At 35.6% G+C, this 23,980-nt stretch carries 21 protein-coding genes; 2 read left to right on the top strand and 19 right to left on the bottom strand.

Translation table 11 applies throughout. The features are described 5' to 3' along the window. Positions 1-51 precede the first annotated feature (51 nt). The 19 genes from IV494_RS01080 to IV494_RS00990 all read right to left on the bottom strand — a co-directional run bounded on the left by IV494_RS01080 (position 52) and on the right by IV494_RS00990 (position 22,487). Complete coding sequence (locus IV494_RS01080; protein ID WP_196078327.1) at positions 52-933, bottom strand: glycosyltransferase family 2 protein; 882 nt, start codon at positions 931-933, stop codon at positions 52-54. A 96-nt stretch (positions 934-1,029) separates the two neighbouring features. After that, positions 1,030-1,494, bottom strand: coding sequence for a transposase (locus tag IV494_RS01075; protein ID WP_196078326.1), 465 nt, complete (start codon positions 1,492-1,494; stop codon positions 1,030-1,032). Positions 1,495-1,698: 204 nt separating this feature from the next. Then, positions 1,699-4,530: a DNA polymerase I gene (gene polA / locus IV494_RS01070; protein WP_196078325.1), complete on the bottom strand. Its 2,832-nt coding sequence runs from the start codon at positions 4,528-4,530 to the stop codon at positions 1,699-1,701. A gap of 177 nt (positions 4,531-4,707) precedes the next feature. Continuing rightward, complete coding sequence (locus IV494_RS01065; protein WP_196078324.1) at positions 4,708-5,286, bottom strand: phosphatase PAP2 family protein; 579 nt, start codon at positions 5,284-5,286, stop codon at positions 4,708-4,710. 1 nt (position 5,287) lies between these two features. Beyond that, the gene (locus tag IV494_RS01060; protein ID WP_196078323.1) at positions 5,288-5,611 is read right to left on the bottom strand and encodes a Sec-independent protein translocase subunit TatA/TatB; all 324 of its coding nucleotides are present in this window, start codon (positions 5,609-5,611) and stop codon (positions 5,288-5,290) included. A 166-nt stretch (positions 5,612-5,777) separates the two neighbouring features. Further along, entirely contained in the window at positions 5,778-7,031 is a 1,254-nt protein-coding gene (locus tag IV494_RS01055) for a TCR/Tet family MFS transporter (RefSeq protein WP_317192992.1), read from the bottom strand. Positions 7,032-8,151: 1,120 nt separating this feature from the next. Then, positions 8,152-11,076 carry a protein translocase subunit SecD gene (secD, locus tag IV494_RS01050; RefSeq protein ID WP_196078321.1) on the bottom strand — a complete coding sequence of 975 codons (2,925 nt, stop codon included), beginning with the start codon at positions 11,074-11,076 and terminating at the stop codon, positions 8,152-8,154. 265 nt (positions 11,077-11,341) lie between these two features. Further along, positions 11,342-12,472 carry a chromate efflux transporter gene (chrA, locus tag IV494_RS01045; protein ID WP_196078320.1) on the bottom strand — a complete coding sequence of 377 codons (1,131 nt, stop codon included), beginning with the start codon at positions 12,470-12,472 and terminating at the stop codon, positions 11,342-11,344. 27 nt (positions 12,473-12,499) lie between these two features. Next, positions 12,500-12,994 carry a hypothetical protein gene (locus IV494_RS01040; RefSeq protein WP_196078319.1) on the bottom strand — a complete coding sequence of 165 codons (495 nt, stop codon included), beginning with the start codon at positions 12,992-12,994 and terminating at the stop codon, positions 12,500-12,502. Positions 12,995-13,099: 105 nt separating this feature from the next. Then, positions 13,100-13,801 (bottom strand): VIT1/CCC1 transporter family protein, encoded by a 702-nt coding sequence (locus IV494_RS01035; RefSeq protein WP_196078318.1) that lies wholly within the window; start codon positions 13,799-13,801, stop codon positions 13,100-13,102. 174 nt (positions 13,802-13,975) lie between these two features. Next, positions 13,976-14,635 (bottom strand): endonuclease/exonuclease/phosphatase family protein, encoded by a 660-nt coding sequence (locus IV494_RS01030; RefSeq protein ID WP_196078317.1) that lies wholly within the window; start codon positions 14,633-14,635, stop codon positions 13,976-13,978. 15 nt (positions 14,636-14,650) lie between these two features. Continuing rightward, complete coding sequence (locus tag IV494_RS01025) at positions 14,651-15,622, bottom strand: metallophosphoesterase (RefSeq protein ID WP_196078316.1); 972 nt, start codon at positions 15,620-15,622, stop codon at positions 14,651-14,653. A 45-nt stretch (positions 15,623-15,667) separates the two neighbouring features. Beyond that, on the bottom strand, positions 15,668-16,324 hold the full coding sequence (locus tag IV494_RS01020) for a hypothetical protein (protein ID WP_196078315.1): 657 nt from the start codon (positions 16,322-16,324) through the stop codon (positions 15,668-15,670). A gap of 77 nt (positions 16,325-16,401) precedes the next feature. After that, positions 16,402-16,740, bottom strand: coding sequence for a hypothetical protein (locus tag IV494_RS01015; RefSeq protein WP_196078314.1), 339 nt, complete (start codon positions 16,738-16,740; stop codon positions 16,402-16,404). A 278-nt stretch (positions 16,741-17,018) separates the two neighbouring features. Next, positions 17,019-17,585 carry a hypothetical protein gene (locus IV494_RS01010; protein ID WP_196078313.1) on the bottom strand — a complete coding sequence of 189 codons (567 nt, stop codon included), beginning with the start codon at positions 17,583-17,585 and terminating at the stop codon, positions 17,019-17,021. Between the two features lie 107 nt (positions 17,586-17,692). Beyond that, on the bottom strand, positions 17,693-18,205 hold the full coding sequence (locus IV494_RS01005; RefSeq protein WP_196078312.1) for a GNAT family N-acetyltransferase: 513 nt from the start codon (positions 18,203-18,205) through the stop codon (positions 17,693-17,695). Between the two features lie 128 nt (positions 18,206-18,333). Further along, a complete protein-coding gene (hemN, locus tag IV494_RS01000; RefSeq protein WP_196078311.1) occupies positions 18,334-19,692 on the bottom strand; it encodes an oxygen-independent coproporphyrinogen III oxidase in 1,359 nt (452 codons plus the stop codon). 169 nt (positions 19,693-19,861) lie between these two features. Next, a complete protein-coding gene (locus tag IV494_RS00995; protein WP_230379805.1) occupies positions 19,862-20,806 on the bottom strand; it encodes a WD40/YVTN/BNR-like repeat-containing protein in 945 nt (314 codons plus the stop codon). Positions 20,807-20,981: 175 nt separating this feature from the next. Continuing rightward, positions 20,982-22,487: an amino acid permease gene (locus IV494_RS00990; protein WP_196078309.1), complete on the bottom strand. Its 1,506-nt coding sequence runs from the start codon at positions 22,485-22,487 to the stop codon at positions 20,982-20,984. A gap of 230 nt (positions 22,488-22,717) precedes the next feature. Between IV494_RS00990 and IV494_RS00985 the strand changes: the two genes are divergently transcribed. Then, a complete protein-coding gene (locus IV494_RS00985) occupies positions 22,718-23,326 on the top strand; it encodes a Crp/Fnr family transcriptional regulator (RefSeq protein ID WP_196078308.1) in 609 nt (202 codons plus the stop codon). Between the two features lie 70 nt (positions 23,327-23,396). Continuing rightward, entirely contained in the window at positions 23,397-23,708 is a 312-nt protein-coding gene (locus IV494_RS00980) for a rhodanese-like domain-containing protein (protein ID WP_196078307.1), read from the top strand. Positions 23,709-23,980 lie beyond the last annotated feature (272 nt).

Raw genomic sequence — 23,980 nt, 5'->3', positions numbered from 1 at the left:
ATGGGCGGCAATTTAAAATCCTTCGGATTTTGGACAGGTCGCGACCTGTCCCTACATCCAATTTTTTCGCATCTCTGACCACCTTAATTTTCTGATGAACTTGATCTCCTCTTTTGACAATGACTTCTCTCCTTTTTGTTTTAAAAAAGATTTCATTGTTGTATAAAATTCTGCAAATGATTTATTCTTGAAGGCAGATTTTCCCGACGAAATGATTGTCAATGGTAGATTGAGACCAATATTATAAAAATATTCTCCCAGTTTCTCAGCTTTTTGATTTTTATATTGAAACGCAGTTGGACGTAAATGTTTCACCCACAAATCTTTAATGGTTATAACTTCCCAGTCATTTTTCTTCGCCAACATCACATCAATATTATCCCAGCCTAAAACCGCTCGTAAACCATTCATATCTAAAAAACATTCTCTACGATAGGATTTTATCGGTCCACGAACATGATTTTTTGAGGACAAATTTTCAAATTGCCACTGGTGTTTTTCATCTTTAAAATCAAGCGCCAATGATTTCTCAAAAATAGATTTTTGTATTTTAACAATCCCTGAAACCATTCCTGCTTTTGAATTAGATTCATAAACTTGATTGATTTTCGCCAGGTAATTCGGCGGGAAAATAATATCTGCATCGAATTTACAAATGATATCAAAATCTTTTAAATCTACAGATTCTAAACCTTTATTAAAAGTGCGCACGACTTTTGCGCCGGGTTCATGCGTTGAAGCTTCTAAATTTAACATTTTAAATTTTTTATGATCTCCAATAAATTCTTCTACTACTTTTTGCGTGTTGTCCTTAGAACCATCATTAACAATAACACAGAAAAAATCTTTAAACGTCTGTTCATACAGAGATTTAAGCGTAAAAAGAATATTTTTCTCTTCGTTGTGCGTCGGAATGATGAGTAGGAATTTCATTAAATATTTGTTACGACAGATTCCAGAGGAATCTTATCTCTGTAGTTAATAATTTACAAGTTTAAAGGTGCGTTCCGCAGGAACGCTATCTCGTGATTATTCAAAAAAATCAAATAAATATTCATTTTTAAATTCTATTTCAAACTTCTTCAAAAAATCGATATATTCATTTTTAAAACTCTGTTTTTCATGATGCTCTTTTTGATTTAAAACATAATTAATGACGTTTTCTTTCTGGCTTTTCGAATAAGAAAAAGCACCATATCCTTCTTGCCAAGAAAAATGATTGGATAAATATTTCTTTTCATTTACAAAATTAGTTGATTCAACCTTAACCACTTTTACTAAATCTGGTATTGAAATTTGAAGATTTCTATAACAAAAGAAAATATGAATATGGTCCGGATTTGCATAAATGGCTAAAACACGCTGTTTTTTATGATTGAAAATTCCACAAATATATTTTTCTACGTCATCTCTAATTTCTTCTGAAATTTTATTTTCCCTAAATTTTACTGCAAAAATAAGTTGAATATAAATTTGTGTGTAGGTATTCGCCATTTTTCTAAAAAATTTGATTTTACGATATGGATTTAATAAACAAGATTTTACATTTATTCTAGTTTTTTAGATGGCGTTCCTACGGAACGCTGGATATTTTCATTTCATATTTTCTACAGAGATTAAACTCCTCTGGAGTTTATTTAAAACAAAATAGCAACTTTATAATATCAAGACATTCTTTTGATTTCCTCTTCATTAAATTTAATGCGCCTCCAACCAGTTATCTCCTACTCCAACTTCGACCAGCAAAGGAACGGTTGTTTTATATGCAGATTCCATTTCTTTTTTAATTAAAGCTGTTACGGTTTCCAGTTCTTCTTCCGGCGCCTCAAAAACAAGTTCATCATGAACCTGCAAAAGCATTTTTGTTTTTAAATTTTGTTCGGTGAATTGTTCATCAATTTTGATCATTGCCAATTTAATGACATCGGCTGCACTTCCCTGAATTGGTGCATTCACCGCATTTCTTTCCGCGTGAGCTTTAACTACGAAGTTGGCTGAATTGATATCTTTTAAATGTCTTTTTCTTTTCAAAATAGTTTCCACATATCCCATTTCCTGCGCTTTGATAACCTGATCTGCCATATATTTTTTCAACTTTGGATAAGTTTCGAAGTAAGACTCGATCATTTCCTTCGCTTCTTTTCTGGAAAGCCCGGTTTGTTCCGCCAAACCAAAAGCACCTTGTCCGTAAAGGATTCCAAAGTTGACGGTTTTTGCCTGTGAACGCTGCGTTTTCGTAACTTCTTCCAAAGGAATATTAAATAATTTTGAAGCCGTAGAAGCGTGAATATCTTCGCCATCCTGAAAAGCTTTGATCATATTATCTTCCTCAGAAATGGCTGCAATTAAGCGCAATTCAATTTGAGAATAATCCGCTGCAATCAATTTATTTCCGGCATTTGCCACAAAAGCACCACGGATTTGTTGACCGCGCAAAGTACGGATCGGGATATTCTGTAAATTCGGATTTACACTTGCTAATCGTCCAGTCGCAGCAGTAGTTTGAGAGAAATTGGTATGGACGCGATTGTCATCTTTATCAATTTGCAAAGGCAAAGCATCGACGTACGTTGATTTTAATTTCTGATAGGTTCTGTATTCTAAAATATGTTTAATGATTTCATGCTTGGAAGATAATTTCTGCAAAATATCCTCAGAAGTTGCGTACTGACCGGATTTTGTCTTTTTAGCTTTCGGATCAAGCTGCATTTTTTCAAATAAAACTTCGCCCAATTGTTTCGGAGAATTCATATTAAATTCTTCGCCTGACAATTCAAAAATCGTTTTCTCCAGTTGACGCAGATCGTTTTCAAGATCTTTACTTTCCTGTTCGAGCCATTTTTTATCAAGGGAAATTCCTTCGAGTTCCATTTTTGCCAGAACTTTCATTAAAGGCATTTCTACATTATAAAACAGGTCTTCAAGGTTTTCTATTTTCAATTGTGGTGCAAAAACTTCGTACAATCTCCAGGAAATATCAGCATCTTCAGCGGCAAATTTCGTTTGTTCTTCCACAGACAATTCCTTGAAACTGATCTGATTTTTTCCTTTTCCAATTAACGATTCGATAGCGACAGGTTTGTAACCCAGATACATTTCAGAAAGATATTCCATCGCATGACGACCATCTGGATTCAAAAGGTAATGCGCGATCATGGTATCGAAAATCGCACCTTCAACTTCGATTCCGTATTGTTTTAAAATTTTATAATCTGCTTTTAGATTATGAGCAATTTTTATAATCTCTTTTTTCTCAAAAAACGGACGGAAAATTTCCAGTGTTTCCAAAACTTCTTCTTTCTTTTCAGAAAAAGGAATATAGTACGCCAAACCTTTTTTATAGCTGAAACTCATTCCGATCAGATCAGCTTCCATTTCATCTAATGACGTAATTTCGGTATCGAAACTCACTGCCTTTTGCTGCAGAAGGTTATGAACTAAAACTTTCTGTGCTTTTGGAGAATCGATAAATTGGTATAAATGATCGCTGTCTGAAACAGTTTCTTTCGTTGTCGTTGCCTGATCTAAATCTTCAAAATTGGCGAACAGATCAAGCTGCATCGTTTGATTGACAATAACTGGTTTTTGAACTTTTTCTTCCGCAGCATTTTTATTAGGAATTGTAGCAACTGTGGCAGAAGGAGCAAAAGCACGATACAAATTTTCATACAATCGTCTGAATTCGATTTCGTCGAAAACTTCTTTTACCTTTTCGAAGTCGGGATCATCTAAATCGTATTGTTCCTGATGAAATTCAATCGGAGCATCACAAATAATTGTTGCTAACTTCTTCGATAAAATTCCACGTTCCGCAGAATTCTCTACTTTTTCTTTGAGTTTTCCTTTAAGATCGGCAGTATTTTCTAACAACTTTTCGATGCTGCCATATTCTTTCAGAAATTTCTTCGCCGTTTTCTCTCCAACTCCTTCCAAACCTGGAATATTATCAACCGCGTCGCCCATCATTGCGAGGAAATCGATTACCTGTTTTGGATCTTCAATTTCGTATTTCGCTTTGACTTCTTCAACGCCTAAAATCTCAAACTCAGCTCCTTTCAAGCCGGGTTTATACATTTTAATATTTGGAGTGACTAGTTGTGCAAAATCTTTATCGGGCGTCACCATAAAAACGGTATAACCTTCTTTTTCGGCTTTGCAGGCGATGGTTCCGATAAGATCATCCGCTTCGTAACCTTCCAGTCCTAAAATAGGAACATGCATGGCTTTCAAAATCCGGTGAATATAAGGTATGGCGAGTTTTATTGCTTCCGGTGTTTCGCTTCTGTTGGCTTTGTACTCTGCATAATCTGCAGTTCTTACACTTGCCTGACCCACATCAAAAACGACGGCTAAATGCGTTGGTCTTTCTCTGCGAATGAGTTCAATTAAGGAATTCGTAAAACCAAAAATTGCCGAAGTATCGATTCCGGTACTTGTAATTCTGGGACTTCTGATGAGTGCATAATATCCACGGAAAATCATCGCATAAGCATCGATGAGGAAAAGGCGTTTATCGTTGTTTTCTGACATAGAAGCAAAGATAATATTTTTGACCGTAGAAAAAAGATGGTTGAAGGAAGTTTTGGAAAAAGGATCTGAAGAACTAAAATTTTCACGCAATAATCAAAGTAAATATTTTTTTTCCCTTCAAATTCAGGAATTTATTTTAAATTTTTTATGATCAAATTTAAAATTTGATGGAGCAAATTAATGGTTTGAAACCGCGTTCCTCTTTTGTTTTTGAATTACATTCAATGAAATGGTGGCAAAAAGTCCGCCCAGTAAAAATCCCATTGCTGAACCCATTAAAACATCCATAGGAAAATGAACGCCCAAATAAATTCGGCTGTAAGAAACGACGATCGCCCAAACGAACATAAAATAAGGTAAGAATTTATACTTCCTGTAAAGAAGCATACTCAAATATGTAACAATAAAAAAAGTATTGGAAGCGTGACTGGAATAAAATCCGAGACGACCGCCACATTTTACACTTCGCATCAAATTATTTAAAGTTGGATCGTGACAAGGTCTTAATCGTGCAATCCCAGTTTTAAAAATGCCGGCAAGCTGATCGGAAACGGTAACGCCTAAAGCGATAAATATTAAAATGAAAACCAAACTTTTAAGTTTGAAAGTTTTGTAGAGTAAATAAAGAAAAATGCCGTAGAGCGGGACCCAGATCCAGGTTTCGGAAATAAGAATCCAAAACTGGTCGAAAGGCTGACTCCCTAAATTATTTAGGAAAAGAAAAAGATGCCGGTCTTCCTGAATAATTTCGTACATATTAACGGCTTACAGGTCCTTCGTGCTGGTCGTTTTCCGCAAGATTTACTTTGGGAATCTCTCTTTCTGCAATTGCTTCTTTTTCTAAATTACTCATGGGATTGTAATCTTGCGCAGCTTGCTTTACTTTTTCAATTTCTTTTTTAATTTCAGAAACCGGATTATCGGTTTCCTTTAAAATTTCAGATTTTACATCTTCCATTGCACTGCGCATTTTTCGCACTCCCTGACCTAAGTCGCGTGCGATTTTGGGTAACTTATCGGGACCGAACAACACTACGATTGCGACGGCGATTAACATCATTTCTCCTATGCTTAATTCCATGGGGTAAAATTACAAAAGTTTATGGTATCGATTTTCATTGATTCGAGTTAAATTAATCACAAAATACAATGCGAAATTACTATATTTTCTTTCATTTAAGGCAAATTAGACAATATCAACACCGATTATTTAAAAAATAAATTTGATTCTAAACTATACGATAAATCTAAGAAATTGGTTTCTTTTTATAAACAAAAAATACAATAACCGCACTGATCATCATTAATATAAATCCGAGAAAAAATGGTGCTCCTGCAAATTTAAACGGTGCGTTATCATGGGTAAAATAAAAGAATGTATTGGTCATTAAAGGCGGACCAACAATCGCAGTTAAGCTTACTAAACTCGCCAAAGCTCCTTGCAATTCACCCTGTTGATTCTTTGGAACCTGAGCAGAAATCACGGATTGCAAAGCCGGACCTGCAATTCCACCCAAACCATACGGAATCAGAAATGCAAACATCATCCAGCTTTCGGTGGCAAAAGCGAATAAAATCATTCCCAATGCATATAAAAGTAAGCCATAGAAAATACTTCTTTCATTGCCTAATCTGGGCTGAATAAAACGGATCAAATATCCTTGCACCAAAGCTGCCATTAAACCAGCAACTCCGAGAGAAAGTCCGACCATTTTTTCGGACCAGCTGAATTTGTACATGGTGAAGAATGTCCAGTTGGTTTGCACAGCATGACCTGCAATATAGACAAATATTAAAGCGGCAATTAGGCCGAGAATTTGAGGATATTTTCGAAGCTGCAACAATGAACCAACGGGATTTGCACGCCTCCAGTTGAAATCTCGGCGGTGTTCTTTGTCTAAACTTTCCGGCAGAACAAATAATCCGTATAGAAAATTAACCAGACATAAACCCGCAGCGGCGTAGAAGGGAACTCGGGCTCCGTATTGTCCGAGCAAACCACCAATTACCGGTCCAATAATAAAACCGACCCCAAAAGCGGCACCGATCATTCCGAAATTCTTTGCCCGATTTTCTTCTGTAGAAACATCTGCGATATAGGCACTTGCGGTGGTAATACTAGCGCCTGTAACTCCGGAGAGTATTCTACCGACAAAAAGCCAAAATATAGAAGGTGCAATTGCCTGAATAAAAAAGTTGACTGAGAATCCTAACAAAGAAAAAAGAATGATCGGTCTTCTGCCGAATTTATCGCTTAATCCACCTAAAACGGAAGCGAAAATAAATTGCATTCCGGCATAAGCGAAACTGAGCCATCCTCCGTATTGCGAGGCAATGCTTAAATCTGCGTTGTGCGTAAGTTCCTGAATTAATTTCGGAACGACGGGTATTACAATTCCCCAACCGGTAATATCGATGAGTAAAGTGATGAAGATAAAACCTACAGCGGCGGATTTTGGATTTTTTTTCATTTGCGGGTGTAAAGATAGTTTTTTTTGGATTTTTTTTGAAAATTTATATTTGTTTTTTATGAGTCGTATTTGGAAGAGTTTTAAAAATATTCTTTTGTAATTCTGACGACCGAAGAATTTTTCAGTTATTTATTTCCTTTTTTTTTTGTTCTTTTGGCTTGAAACAAAATAACCAAAAATTCAAGGCTTGGAAACTGCGGCTAAAAAATTGATAGAAAACCTAAAATTTCTGAACTAGCGCGATAGAAAATTATTTCATGAGTATTAAAATTATTGCGCGCGTCGGACAAAGAAATTTTTTAACGGTTTTCTATCAATTTTTCTTAACGCCTTCGCTTCCGATGCTGGTTTTAAATTCCGATTTAAATGATTTCAAATCTATCCTTTTTCAGTTGTGTAATTTTGTGGAGGGAATAGTCTTTTAATTATTTATTCGCGTTTTTTCTATGTTCTTTTGTCTTGAAACAAAATAACCAAAAATTCAAGGCTTGGAACCTGCGGCCAAAAAATTGATACAAAACCTAAAATTTCTGAACTAGCGCGATAGAAGATTTTTTCATGAGTATTAAAATTATTGCGCGCGTCGGACAAAGGAATTTTTTAACGGTTTTCTATCAATTTTTCTTAACGCCTACGCTTCCGATGCCGGTTTTAGATTCGGATTTTAATGATTTCATATCTAGCCTTTTCATTTTTTTAATTTTGCAGAAGGAAGAATGTTATAATTATTTTTTTTCGTATTCTTTTGTCTTGAAACAAAATAACCAAAAATTCAAGGCTTGGAAACTGCGGCTAAAAAATTGATAGAAAACCTAAAATTTCTGAACTAGCGCGACAGAAGATTTTTTCATGAGTATTAAAATTATTGCGCGCGTCGGACAAAGAAATTTTTTAACGGTTTTCTATCAATTTTTCTTAACGCCTACGCTTCCGATGCCGGTTTTAAATTCAGAATTTTATGAGTTGATAGGTTTTTATTTAAGAAGCGAAATCTGCGACCCGGCTTGAGTGGAGCTCTTTTTGCGGAACGAAGTGAAGGAAAAAAGCGGGAACGGAAGATCTCGTCATTGAATGACGAGACCCAAATAAAAAATATTGCACAAAAAAATAGTCCCTCTTTCGAAGGACTATTTGTATTTATTAAAGAAAATTATTTCTTCGTTCTTTTGTCAATGATCTCAACATCTTCTGTTGTTCTGCCATGCAATTTTTCTTCTTTTCCTCCTTTTCCTTTCAAGAAATCATAAGCGATCGCTGAAGAGACGAAGATCGAAGAGTAGGTTCCAAACGCAATACCCAAAAGTAAGGCGAACATAAATCCTCTCAAGTTATCTCCACCGAAAATGAAGATGGCCAAAATAACCAAAATCGTGGTAAATGAAGTATTGAACGTTCTACCCAATGTACTGGAAATTGAATCATCGAACAATCCTGCCAATGTAAGGGATTTTTTCTCTCTCAAATACTCCCGGATCCTATCGAATACGATTACAGTATCATTAATTGAATAACCCAAAACGGTTAGAATTGCCGCAATGAAATCCTGATTAATCTCCATGTTGAACGGCATGTACTTATGAAGCAATGAATAAGCTCCCAAAATGATGATCGCATCGTGAGCAAGACCTGCAACGGCTCCTAAAGAGAACTGCCATTTTCTAAATCTTATCAAAATATAAAGGAAAATCCCTGCTAAAGCTGCAATTACAGCATACATTCCACCGGTTTTGATATCATCGGCAACGGTTGGTCCTACTTTCGTAGAAGAAACGATTCCCGCATGATTAACATCTGCAGATTTGAATTCTGCTAAGGTTAAGTTTCCTGGAAGATTTTGTTTCAGTCCATCAAATAATTTCTGTTCAATGGTTTGATCGGCTTTCAACGATTCATCATCAATTAAATAATCGGTAGAAATTTTTAACTGATTTCCACTTCCAAAAGTTTTTGCTTCTACAGCAGAGTTTTTACCATCTGCGGTCTGGAATTGTTTGATCAAGGATTTTTCAATATTATCTGCATCTACAGGCTTATCAAATCTCACTACGTAATTACGACCTCCAGTAAAATCGATCCCGTATTTGAAACCGTTTACTTTCATTGAGATCAAACTCGCAATCGTAAGAACTGCTGAAATGATGTATGCATATTTTCTTTTTCCAATAAAATCGATCCAAACATTTCTGAAAAGATTTTTGGTTAAAGGCGTCCAAACTGAAAGTCCTTTTCCTTTATTTAATCTTGCAAAAATCATTACTCTGGATAATAATACAGAAGTAAAGAATGTCATTAAGATACCGATGATCAAGGTTACGGCAAATCCTTTAATTGGTCCTGTTCCGAAAATGTACAATACCAATGCGGTTAGAATCGTAGTCGAGTGACCATCGATAATCGCCGAAAGTGCGTGTTTGAAACCGTCTTTGTAGGCTTCGAGAATATTTTTACCGGCGAAGAGTTCTTCTTTGGTTCTTTCATAGATGATAACGTTCGTATCGACCGCCATCGCCATCGAGAGTACGATACCTGCGATTCCAGGTAAAGTTAAAGTCGCATCAACGGAATCCATAATTCCGAAAATGTAGAACAAGTTGATGACCATTGCAATTACTGCAAAAACACCAGCTCCACCGTAGTAGAAAATAATATATGCAACAATTACTAAGAATGCGATCATAAATGAAAGCATCCCTGCATTAATTGATTCGGCTCCCAATGAAGGTCCTACAACATCTGCCTGAACAATTTTAGCACTCGCCGGAAGTTTACCAGCTCCTAAAACATCTACAAGATCCTGTGCTTCCTGCTGAGAGAAATTTCCGGAGATCTGCGTTCTTCCGTTTGGAATTTCATTAACAACATTTGGTGCGGTGTAAACGATATTATCTAAAGTTACAGCAACAGGTTTGTTCACATTTTTCGCCGTCATGGTTTTCCAGTCTTTGGAACCTTTAGAATCCATCTGCATGTCAACAACTACTCTTCCCATTTCGTCGTAATTCACTCTCGCAGATTCTACAGCACCGTCAACCGGAGCTTTCTGATTGATATTTCCACGAAGTGCGTATAGAACTAAATTATTTTCGTCATTCGCTTCAGGTTTGTAACCCCAAACAAATTGTGAATATTTAATGTTGGTCGGACGAAGTTTTTTAGCCAGATCGGAGTTTAAAACTTTATTTACAATAGCCGTATCAGAAAGTTTAATGTTTCCTACTCCATTTGCTCTTAAAGTATTCAACTGCATCAAACTTACCAAATTGGTAGTTTTTGGAACACCTATAGAATCTCCTTTCGCAGAGATCAGAGCATTTAACTGCTCGAAATAAGGCAAAATTTCCTGTGGTTGCTGAACTTCCCAGAATTGTAATTTAGCAGAAGTCTGAAGCATTTTCTTTACGCGGTCAATATCTTTACTTCCCGGCATTTCTACAGAAATTCTTCCTGTTCCCGGTACTTTTTGCACGTTTGGTTGAGTAACCCCCATTTTATCGATACGGGTTCTGATCACTTCATATGCAGCGCCTTCAGAAGCATCAATTTTTCTACGGATGATATTTTTTACCTCTGCATCAGTCGTATTATATTTTATTTCGCTAAGGTTGGTGTTTCCGAAAATTTCCGGATCTGCCAGTTTAAGGTTAGTTTTCTTTTCCGCATTTACGGCCTCGAATTCTGTGAAGAAATTCTCGATGTAAGCTTTGGTTGAATTTTTCTGATCTTTATCAGTTCTGTCCAGCGTTTCGAGCAGTATTGGATTGGTAGAATAGTTGGTCAAATCATTAACCAAATCTCTGTGGTTGATTTCCAAAAGAACGTTGATACCGCCTTTCAAATCCAGACCCAACTTCATTTCTCTCTCTTTCGCTCTGGAATAATACAATTTTGTAAAACCTAGATTCAGAGTGTCTTTAGAAAGTCTTGCCAATTCTTTTTTATACTTTTCGGGATTGTTCCCAGCAAACTCGGTGGCTTGTTTTTCAATTTTACTAGCGTACCAAGTTGGTAACAATTCGTTAAGACAAATAAGTCCCAGAATAACCGCAACCAGCGTAATAAGTCCTTTTCCTTGCATTGTTAATAGTTTACAACATTAAAATTATAGTCGGCAAATATAATGATTTTCACTACAATTAAGAATTATTTAACAATTGATTTTAAAATTTAATTCAGTCGTGTTGCGGAAAGCATTTATGTTTTATCAAAAACTGAGATAAATCGATGCATTATCTCTAAATTTCATGAAGAAATCGAAATTTTACAAGTCATCTTTCCTAGAATTTGAAGCATGATTTTTCTTGCAACTTCGGTTTTTTCTAAACAATTTAAGCTTTAATTTTTTATATTAAAGTCAGTAAATAACCAATGACTGAACCACCTAAAACAATGAAAGCACTGTTTATTTTTCTATACTTAAAGGTAATCGCAATACTTAAAACTGCAATCAAAATCGTGCGCCAGTCGGTCACAGAATCTTTGCCCATTGAAAAACAGACTGAAATAATAATGGCAACTGAAGCAATATTTACGGCATCAAGAAAAGCTGAAAACAATATTGAGCTTCGCATTTTTTTAACTAATGGATTCAGGAAAGCCACAAAAATAAAGGAAGGCAGAAAAATTGCGATCGTAGAAATTACGGCTCCAGATATTCCGTTGATCTGATAACCGATAAATGTTACGGAAGAAAAAACCGGACCCGGAGTAAACTGTCCTACTGCGATGGCATCGATGAGTTGTTGCCTTGTAATAATTCCGGTTGAAACCATTTCGGTATCGATGAACGCAAAAAGCACATAACCGCTGCCGTAAAGAATGGCGCCAATCTTCAGAAAAATCCAGAAGAGTTTTGAATTGGTAGCCGACAGAAAACCAGTGTTGACAATTTCTAAAAAGGTAATTGGAAGAAAACTGTGCGTGCTTTTTAACTTATTATTTCTAAAGTAGGCTAAAATCAAAGCCAGAAATCCGGCGCCGAACATGAGATAAATTTCATAAAAATTAAATAGGGAACCGATTAAAACTACGAGTCCTATTATTCCTAATTCAACTGATTTTAAAGATCTTTTTGCTAAGGGATAAACCGCACTTAAAATTATCGCGATAATAGCAGGTTTTATTCCATAAATAAAAGGTTGAACTTCCGGAAGTTGTCCGAACTTTTTGTAAAGCCAGGCAAAAATTCCAGTGATGAAAACGGCAGGCAAAATAAAACACAGTCCGGCGATGATCAAACCTTTCCAGCCGCCTTTTTCGTGACCGATATGAATGGCCATTTCGGTACTATTCGGACCGGGAATTAAATTAGTAGCCCCGATTAAATCGAGGAAATGCTGTTCGGTTAACCACTTTCTTTTCACAACGACTTCGTCCTGCATCATGGCAATATGCGCAGCCGGACCACCGAAACCGATAATCCCGAGTTTCAAAAAAAGTTTTGCAATTTCTTTTAAGTTTCCCTCAACTTTCATTTGATAAAAATTCAGTTTTTGTCCTAATTATTTTTCCAGTTGATGTTTAAAATCCTGATTGCTAAATGGCGGTTGATCGGGAATTTTCACGACATTAAATTCAAAATTAACATCACGATGACATTGATTGCACGTATTCGTCAATGAAATATAACTGTGTTTAAAAAGCGCTGGATTTTTGAGTTTAATGGCAATATTCATGCTGTCAATGGCGGAATCAATCATATCGATCACTTCGCTTTCCTTTCTTTCTTTTTGATATTTTTTAATATTATCAATCGCTTCCATGATTTCGTGAATTTCAAAATCAGCCAGTTTCCAGTTTTGATTTTGACCTGCAAACCACAATTTATTATGATGAACCTGAATGCTGCTCATAAATTCACCGAAACCGGGTTTGTAAGTATCTGCAACTTTATGTTCCAAAATGTCAACACGCTTTTGTAAAGCCTGAGTTTCATCTGCTTTCTGGTTGCAGGAAATGAGTCCGAAAGCAAGTAGAACTGGAAAAATCTGTTTCATGATCTGAGTTTTTAATGAAAGAAAATCGTACCGAAACTTTTAGTAAATACCTAATTTTTTAAAGACTAAAAAATCCACCGGGTTTTACCTTAACCATTCAAAACATTAAACATTCACGCCGAACAAATGACCGACAAATGCGGATAATCCCATCGCAATTGTTCCCCAGATCGTTACTCGTAAAATCGCTTTCGTAACACTTGACCCACCTGTTTTTGCGGCTAGAGCACCCAATATCATCAGAGAAATAATCGTAAAACCATAAAGCCAATACTCCATTCCAGAAAGTGGTGCAAAAAGAACAACCAAAAGCGGTAAAACTCCACCTGCAATAAAAGAACTTCCGGAAGCCAATGCAGCCTGAATCGGATTTGCCTGACTAATCTCATTGATGCCCAATTCATCGCGAACATGCGCTCCCAGAACATCATGTTCCGTTAATTCGAGCGCAACGGTCATCGCAGTTTCTTTTTTGAGACCTCTTTTTTCATAGATCTGCGCCAGCATTTTCAATTCTTCTTCCGGCATTTCTGCCAGTTCTAATTTCTCTCTTTCGATATCCGATTTTTCAATATCTGTTTGTGAACTTACAGAAACATATTCTCCTGCAGCCATTGACAAAGCTCCCGCAACCAACGCAGCAACCGTCGCTAAAATAATAGGTTCGGTGGTTGAACTTGCAGCAGTTACACCAATTGCTAAACTGGAAACTGAAATGATGCCGTCATTGGCACCCAAAACTGCGGCTCTTAACCAGTTGCTTCGGTGAATGTAGTGGGAATCGAGGTAGGTATCGAGGTTTGCCATTATTTTTATTTTTGAATTTTAAATTTTACGGAAAGTAGATTGAGCGAGCACATTGAAGCGATATGCAATTTAGAAAGTTCACCACTCATTATTTAAGCAAGCTTTTCTTTAGCTAAGGTAGAATAAATTTGGAAAGAATAATTTATTAAATAACTGATATTTATAGGAAGAATTTTATCGAATTTCTATACAAATTCCAATGTGATCGCTCAAAGTTTTATCCTCATTCCAAGTTTCAATTTTAATTTCTTTTCCAGCAATAAAATCTTTACTGATCACAATATGATCTACATTGTTTTCAATCTGTGACGTCAAATTAATTAAATTAAGTTTTTGAAATATCGAATTCAATTTATTTCTTGCATCGTGGCTTGGATAAGCAAAACCTGAAAACATAACATTGAAATCACCGGCAATACAAGTAAAATTTCCAGAAGAAAATTTGTCAAAATCTAATAATTGACTTTCCAAATCAGTTTTAAAACGCTCCCCTTTTCCACCGAAAACGCCAATGATTGTTCCGTAGACATTTAAAATAGTTTCTTCAACCTTAATCGCTGCGCTTACTGAAGTAAAGTCATCATACGTTTCATATTTTTCTTTAATATTATATTTCGACCAAACCGTTGTTCTATTTTCGCCTGAAGCATATTTTATTCCGTCAAAATCTGGAGGTAAAATTTCGGTAGAAACACATGAATATTCACTTCCGGGATGAATGGCAATATTCGTTTCCGTCAGAATTAAAACATCTGCATTCACTTCCTTAAGCTTGTTAAGAATTAATGGATTTCCATCTTTCGGTCTCTCTAAATTCCAGGTGAGAATCTTCATGGTTAATGTGTAAAATTACATTGAAACCGAAGATTTCTCCTCTAAAGTTTCCTTGTCGTCACAAAAATTTTCGACAAAAGTCAACATCTGAGGATCGAGTGTACTTTCTCCATCAAAAGTGTAAGCAACTAAATATCCACATTTTGCAACACTGTAATCCAAACAGCAAACATTTTCTTTATTTAATAACGGTTTCCCTTTCAACCAGTAATGTCCAAAGAAAACGGGCTTTTCATCTTCTTTGTAAAAGTCTGTACTTTTTAAAAGGGTCAAATCAATTTTAGTTGCAGGTAAATTATCCAAAGGTTCAACGCTGATGTCTTTATAAGTAATTTGGGCAGGATTTTCCCACCATTTAATTCTGATTTCAGTTCTTACCGTGCCGTCTTTGTCTTTGAAATTCAAGCATTCAGGCATTTTAATTTCTTTTCCTTTTAAAGTTTCTTCAATGGCTTCATGAAGTTGAGTTTCTTTTTTTACAGATTCATATATTAATTCATCAGTAAGCCGGTTATTGATAAGTTTTGTCTTTAAAAAATTAATTATTTTATCGTCCCAACAAGCGTGAACAGCTCTGAATTGTTCTGTCTCATAAACTAGCGGTAAGGTTTTAAACCACTCCAAATAACCTTCGTATTCTTCCTGCCTGTTTTGAAATTGCTTCAATGTTTCGTAATGCTGAATAATATTTTTAATCAAATGCTTTCTTAAATGTCCACCAGCAGTTTCCTGAAAATGAAAGCAAAGCGCGTTGTATTCGTGATTTCCCATTAATGCAATCGCACTTCCATTATCAACCATTGATTTTACAATTTCCAAAGTCTTTCTGATTTTTGGACCTCGATCAATATAATCACCAACAAATAAAACTTTCCGGTTTGGATTTGAATGAACGTAGAAATTATCTGGCTTAGAATAACCCAGCTTCAAAAGTAATTCTTTCAGTTTATCTGCATGTCCGTGAATATCTCCAATAAAATCGATCATTTATTTTAAGAATTTTGCTAAGGTTAGATTTGAGAAAGTTCACTTTCAATAGATAAAGTAAACATCTTTATTCAATTTAATTTCGGTCGGTTTGTAGGAATCTAGGGTGATTTTCTTAAAGCTATGATCAAATTTTTTGAATGAGGTTCCTTTCTTTTTATATTCTACATCGTCACAATCTCCCTCAATATCTGTAATGATCACCTGATTAGTAGAAAAATTAATATCACAACGGTGATCAAAATCGCAGGTATCCCAATATCTGTAGGTGGACCCGATCAAAAACCAGTCGTTATTCTGATATCGAAAGATGAGTTTATTACGTTCTGTTCTGCGACTGTTATTGTACGTTTCCTGAACAATAGTCAAAGAATTATTTTTGATCTCTATATTTGTTAAAGGCGTTTCACCATCATTAAAACAAAATCCACAATCCTTTGTATCGCGTAAAATTGTCGAATTTTCTTTCCATAAAATCAAATCTTTACCGTTCTGCTTTAAGATAAAAAGTTTCCTCCCAAAGCTTTCTTTCAAATCGCTGGTTTGATTAATATTGCAAACCAAAACCGTTTCATCAATTCCATCTTTGTCCAGATCACCTTTGATTGTTTTAACAATGGTGCAGTTTTTTGGAAGTTGAAATCTTTGCGCATTTAAAAGTGCTGAACAAACCAGCAATAGAAAAAGAGAAATATTCTTCATCAATAATTTTTGTTTTAATATCCTTTTATCTGGAAATCATTTTTCACCTATTTCCCCGCACTGCATTACAGATACATCTACAAATTACTTAAAACAAAGACTCCGAATATAAAAACAGCGATGGCAATAACAATTAAATTCCCTTTACCTAATTGCTTTTTCTTTTTAGAAAATAAAGTAAAACTTTCGATGAGTAAAAAAAGCAACAAAATTACTGTTAAACCTGCGCTAACTATCGCGGCTCCTAACATGACATAATCGTCATCAATAATCGCAGCACCAATGAAAAGAACAGCGAGGATACCAAAAAAAATTCCTAACCGCTTCGTAAGATGTTTGAAAACATTCTCCTCTTCCACCAGTTTATTAACAGGATCATTCGAGTCTATTAAATTGAAAAGTTCGTTAATTTCCATCTTTTTGTTTCTGATAAATTAATACAAAAAAAGGCAGTAAGCCGAGATTTGATAATATTCCCAACGCGCTGAGAACCATGTAATACTGAAGTTGTAAGATATAGCTAATCGAAATAAGTACTTGTATTACAATTGCGAAGATTGCCAGTAAAGTGGCTTGTTTTAAGGTCATATTCGTTTTTAATTTTGAGTTAATATTGCTTTTACACCATCTGATTTAAGGTAACTAATATATGCATTTAAAAAATACCTGTTTTCATCAGCGGCTGAAAATATTATTAATACTGGTCTTTCAAGTCAATTTTTAATGATTTCAAAATATCGGTACTCGTATCGTAAGTAATGATTAATGTGTTATTTCTAACTTCCATTTTTGTGAATTGATTTTCCGGTATGGCATAAACCAACTTTTCTCTGAAAGGAACTTTAATTATTTTTTGAATGTCGATGAAATAGATGATAAGATGATCAGTTTCTGGCGATAAATAAACAACAAACGGAAATGAGTATGGATGTGCATTCTCCGTTTTAATATCGGTATCAATGCAAATCAACTGGTTAAATTCTTTCAATTTTTTACCCGAATTTTTATCGATCAAAATATAAGAACAAGGTCCGTTCGCACCACAACCAGTTCGGAACAAGAGACTATTCTTATATTCTTTGATGAAGTGAAATCCTAAACGATAAGTGAGCCCGAAATCAGAAACATCTATTTGATCAATTTCTATTTTCTTCTTTTTATTTTCTAAAGTGAGCCAAATTTTATTACAGTTATATTGCCAGTACAATTTTCCGCCATTTTGCAGAACTTTGGTTTCACAGGAAGTTGTGGCGTTATTCATCTCCGAATCTTCTGCGCAGTAACACTGCTTTTTCTGACTGAAAAAAAACGCAAAAATGAATAGTAATATTAGGCTAAAGTATTTAGTCATCACGTTTTAAAGAAAATTTAATTCACTTCAATCTCAAAATAACAAACATCTGCATCTTGATAATGTGCCTGTAATTCGGAAGAAGCTTGAAGTCTTTTCATTCCTAAAAATTCAAAGCCACAGTTTTTATAATGATTAATTAGACGATCGTTCTGGCCACAAGTATCCATTCGGACAAACTTCTTATCTTCTTTTTTCGCAAAATCTTTGGACCAATCCGCAATCATTTGGACAAAATTATTCCCTCTAAAATCTGGGTTTGTCGCAATGCGATGAATGTAGATGGCATCATTGTTTTCTTTCTCTTCCCAAATAGCTAAATCATTATAAGTCATTGCCCAAATGCAGGCAATTTTGTCATCGATGGTAATTTTGAACTGTCTATTTTCAAGAACTTCTGTGGTGATAAATTCGAGATCGAAATCGGGCCAGACATTTCCGGGAAATTTTATTTTTTGATAGTCAGTCGCGAGTTTGTAAAGTCTGAATATCTCGGGAATATCTTTAATTGAACTATTTGAAATGGTCATAGAAAGGAATTTTTTTCAATATTTTATTTCCCTAAGATAATCAAATCTGCCGACAGTTTTGAATCAAACTTTTACTGAACTTCAAAAACATCCAAAAAAAAAAGCGACTTTCTCAAGCCGCTTTCTTTTTATATCGTCATCGAAAAAATCCGGGTTTCGGGTTTGTTTCGCATCATTCTTAAATCAAAAGTCATCGCCACATTTCTGGTGAAGGCTCGACCTTTATCGGTGATCTTTATGGAGTTGTCAGAAATTTCTACCAAACCATCGGCTTCCATTTCCTTTAAAGATTCTAAAGCATTTTCGATTTCCGGGAAACTGGTTTGCAGATCCCAGGAAGTTTCCAAACGACACATCAAATTCAGAATATGCTGTCTGATAATGAGGTCTTCCTCATTCAAAACATGACCTTTAACAACAGGAATTATCCCTTGTTCTACAAGCTTTTGATACTCTTCAACGCTTTTGTTGCTTTGGGCAAAAGAATACCAGGAATCTGAAATTGCAGACATTCCCAAACCAACCATTAATTTGGTTTTGCTGGAAGAGTATCCCATAAAATTCCGGTGAATATCTCCGGAAACCATCGATTGATAAAGATCATCGTGTGGCAAAGCAAAGTGATCCATTCCTACTTCGATATATCCTAACTCTTCCAGTAATTTTTTTCCGTTGGTGTAAAGCTTTCTTTTTTCTTCCCCACTTGGCAAATCATTTTCATCGAAACCTCTTTGTCCGACGCCTTTGATCCAGGGAACGTGTGCGTAAGAATAAAAAGCCAAACGGTCTGGTTTTAATTCCAACGTTTTGCGAATTGTAAATTCCATTTTTTCCCACGTATGGAAAGGTAGTCCGAACACTAAATCGTGAGAAACACCTTCGTAACCAATTTCACGCGCCATTTCCGTAACGTTTTTCACGTTTTCAAAAGGCTGAATTCGGTTAATGGCTTTCTGAACTTTAGGATCATAATCCTGAACACCAAAACTGGCGCGTCGGAACCCTAAATCATATAAAGTCTGTAAATGTTCTCTTGTCGTATTATTGGGATGTCCTTCAAAAGAAAATTGTGGTTTGTCCGCGATTTCTGCTTTTGAAAAAATACCTTCCAGTAATATTCTCAAGTTATCTGGCGAGAAAAAAGTTGGTGTTCCGCCGCCTAAATGAAGTTCTTTAATTTTTGGAGTTCTGCCAAAAAGTTTCACATACAGATCCCACTCTTTCAAAACAGATTCCAGATAAGGAGTTTCTACAGAATGTTGCTTTGTAATTCTCTTATGACACGCACAAAAAGTGCATAACTGCTCACAAAAAGGAAGGTGTATATAAACGGAGATCCCTTCGGAATCATTGGTTTCATTAAATGTTTTAAGGACAGATTGTTGCCATAAATCGCTGCTGAAACTAGCATCATCCCAAAAAGGAACGGTCGGATAAGACGTATATCGAGGTCCGGGAATATTATATTTATCGATTAAAGAATTCATTTTTAACTCTGGTTTAAGTTGTAATTCTGAAATTCAGTTTGAAATTTCGTTGTGCAAAAATACGAAATTTGTTAGGAGTTGTCGAATTATGACTTAAAAGTTCTTACCAGTCAAAATGAGTTTTGACAGTTTCTAATGCAAATAAAAAACGTAGCAATGTTTAAAAGCATCACTCAATTTTCATTTTCACAATTCTGTTTTTCCCGGCGAAAACTACCGTATTCTGATCGATCCATTGACAAACATACAATCCCTTTTCTTCAGAAATGGTTTTCCATGTTTTGCCGTAATCAGAAGAGAATTCTATGTTTTGATCACCGACTGCGATAATGTCTTTTCCTTTAGATTTAGGACGAAACTTTACGCAGGTTTTATAACCAGTATTTTTCCCGGAAGCTTGAATTTGCCAGGTTTTTCCACCATCGTTCGTGGTTGCAATATTGTCGATATTTTCGGCTTGTTTTGTATAATCACCACCAACTGCGATACCGAAATTTTTATCGTAAAAATCGATGGAATAAATTCCTGTGGAAGAAGTTCCCTGGACGAATGGTGTTTCAAACGCTTCCCACTTCATTGGATCACTCCAGGAAAATTTAAATATTCTTGAGTGTGTTCCACCTGTTGCGATCCAGACTTTATCGCCATTCATCGCAATATTGGTATTGCTTGCAGCGAAATGGGCTTCACCCGGAAAATATTTTGGGAAAGTCGGTCTAACTGTTTCTTTTGGATTTAACACAGATTTAAAAAATAGGAGCGGATTAGCATTTCCACTTTCCATCGGATCGCTGATTGCTATTCCTCTGTCGAATTTATCAAAAATAAAAGCATCAAAAAAAGCAGTTTTAGCAGTGTCAACTTTGGTTATCTTATATTTTAACGATTTCTTATTTATAGCAAATAGGTACGCTGGACTCAAAATATTAATAGCATAAAATTGTTTAGAATCCTGCGCCAAAGTCCGAAACTCGAGTTTTTCCTCAGAAAGTCTCATCTGCATTTTGTCCGCAGAATCTTTTAAACTGACATAGCCAAATTTAGAATCAGTTCCGGAATACCAAACTTTCCCATCGTAGATCTGTAAGGCACGAATCGAAATTTGATCTTTCAATAGGGTTTCAAATTCAACTTTTTGCGCAAAAGAAAAATTCAGACAAAAAAGAAAAATTAGAATCCTAAAAGCATTTTTCATAAAAAATAATTTACCCAAAAATAGAAAATTTAAAAATAGAAGTGTAAAAAAAAATCCCGCCAAAAATTGGCGGGATCAGTATAATTAATATCGCTTAATTATCATTATTAAGCTTAGAATGTTTCTTACTGTAAACAAAGTAAACGACTAAACCGAGCGCCAACCAAATCGCAAGTCGTTCCCAACTTTCTTTCGGTAAACCGGCCATTAACGCCACACAAATGATCACTCCTAAAATTGGTAAAACCGGTACAAATGGAACGCGGAAACCACGAACTGCATCTGGATTTGTTTTTCTCATTACGATCACGCCGATACAAACGAGAGAGAAGGCAAATAAAGTTCCGATACTTACCATGTGTCCTAAATCTGAAACGGGTACAAATCCTGCAAATAAACTCACGAAGATCATGAACGCTACGTTGGTTTTCCAGGGAGTTTGACTTGTTTTGTGAAGATCACTGAAGAATTTAGGCAACAAACCATCAACACTCATGCTGTAAAATACACGACTCTGACCCATCAACATCACCAACATTACGGAAGTGTAACCTGCAATAATTGCAATGGTCAAGGCTGAATTTAAAAAGGTATATCCAGTTTTCGCAAAAGCTGTTGTCACCGGACTTGCATCTCCTTTGAAGTTGACATAATTTTCTAAACCTGTCAAAACGTAAGAAAATAGCACATATAATATGGTACAGATGATCAATGATCCGATAATTCCGATCGGCATTCCTTTTTGAGGATTTTTTGCTTCCTGTGCTGCAGTACTTACGGCGTCAAAACCGATGAATGCGAAGAAAACAACTCCGGCTCCACGTAAAATTCCGCTCCAACCATAATGTCCGAAATAATCACTCTGGAAAAATTCAAAGAAACCCATTTTCCCCTGATCCATCAAGACTTCACCTTGATTGATAGGAATAAAAGGAGTATGATTCGCTGGATTGATGAAACCCCAACCAAGTGCGATGAATACTAAAACTACGGTTACTTTTAGAATTACTAATATATTGTTGATCAACGCTGATTCCTTCGTTCCTTTAATTAATAGTAAAGACAGCAAACAAATGATCAGGATCGCAGGTAGATTTAAAATTCCGGGTGTCGAAGAAACGCCGTTCGCATCTACGATAACGTCCCATGGACCATGCAAAAGGGAAACGGGTAAAGTAATGCCGAAACTCAGCATAAATTTTGCGACATATTGTGACCATGAAGCGGCAACCGTGGCAGCTCCAAGTGCGTATTCAAGAACTAAATCCCAGCCGATGATCCAGGCCATAAATTCACCCATTGTTGCATAAGAATAAGTATAGGCACTCCCTGCAACTGGGATCATGGAGGCAAATTCAGCATAACAAAGTCCGGCAAATGCACATCCTAAAGCAGCTAATATAAAGGAGTAAACCACGGCTGGACCTGCATTATCTGCAGCAGCAATTCCGGTTAAAGAAAATAATCCTGCGCCAATAATAGCTCCAATTCCCAGGGCGACCAGTGAAGCTGCACTAAGAGTTCTTTTTAGTCCCTTTTCCGAATCTTCTGCGCTTGCAAGAAGTGAACTGAGGGATTTTGTTTTCCAAAGATTTGACATTTGATTTTTGTTTAAGATTCCCAAAAATATAAAAATTTAATAATTATTAACTATAATTCGATAAAATATTTTTCTTAAACACTTTTGCAAGCGGTAAAAACCTGACATTCATACTAAAAATGTAAAACCGAAAAATACATCAACATTGTGCCTGGAATTGTGCATTGTTTAATGTTCCTCTGTTATCTGGACGGAAATTGTAGAATAATATTAATGATTAACTTTGAACTATGATTTTAAAAGATATTTTCCAGTCCGATTTAGTGAAAGAAATTGAAGATTCCGGTAACCTGAAACATTTTAAAGCAGGTGAAACTATCGTGAACATGGATTCTTATATCAAACATATTCCCGTGGTTATTTCCGGAAGTATTAAAGTTATCCGGACTGAAGAAGATGGTCGCGAAATCCTACTCTACTATTTAACGCCGGGTGAAAGCTGCATCGTTTCAATTCTGGCCGGAATGAAAAATGAAACATCGAAAATCAAAGCCATTGTAGAAGAAGATGCAGATATCATGCTGATCCCGGCAGATAAAGCCAAAGAATGGGTGAAGAAATATCCAGACTGGACGGAATTTATTTTTGATCTCTATCAAAAACGATTTGAGGAATTACTGGATGTTGTGAATTCGGTGGCTTTCCAAAAAATTGATACGAGACTTTTACACCTCATCAAACAGAAAACTCAACTGTATAATTCTAAAGAAATTTCAGTAACACATCAGCAATTGGCGGATGAACTTGGAATTACACGGGAAGCAACGAGCAGAGTTCTCAAACAAATGGAAAAAGATCATCTTTTAATTCTTTCCCGAAATAAAATTGAACTTCTGTGATATAGATTACTGTAGTCCCAATTTGGCTGACCTAAATTTGCAGTATTAAATCAATCAAATACTCAAAATTATGTTAGATACTATTAATCAATTATTCGGCTTCACAAAAACAGATTACGCAGACCTTGTAAAAAAAGGCGCAATTATCCTTGATGTTCGCAGCAAAGGAGAATATTCAAGTGGACATATTAAAGGTTCCATCAATATTCCGGTGGACCAACTTCAAAATAATCTTGGCAAATTAAAGGACAAAAACAAAACGATTATTACATGTTGCGCTTCTGGAATGAGAAGTGGTTCTGCGAAAACAATTCTTTTGAATAATGGCTATACCGACGTTCACAACGGTGGCGGTTGGGGAAGTTTGAATGGTAAAATTTAAATACATCACTATATTCTGCAGATAAAACCTCGATTAATTTCGGGGTTTTTCATTTTGCACCACATCTTAATTATTTTCAGCGCACAGATCACACGGATTTTCACAGATTTTTTTTTGACATCAATTAATAATTTCAAACTAATACATTCATCCGTTTAAATCTGTGAAATCCGTGCGAAAAAAACACTGCTAACTTTCAATGTTAATAGACTCTGTAACATTTGTCACTGTGCAGGATTTTTTACTGCAATACTTTTGTCATCAAATTATTA

The organism is Kaistella gelatinilytica (assembly GCF_015679325.1).
Taxonomy (GTDB): domain Bacteria; phylum Bacteroidota; class Bacteroidia; order Flavobacteriales; family Weeksellaceae; genus Kaistella; species Kaistella gelatinilytica.
Note: the sequence above shows the minus strand (reverse complement) of the source record. Positions and strands in the feature narration are given on the sequence as shown.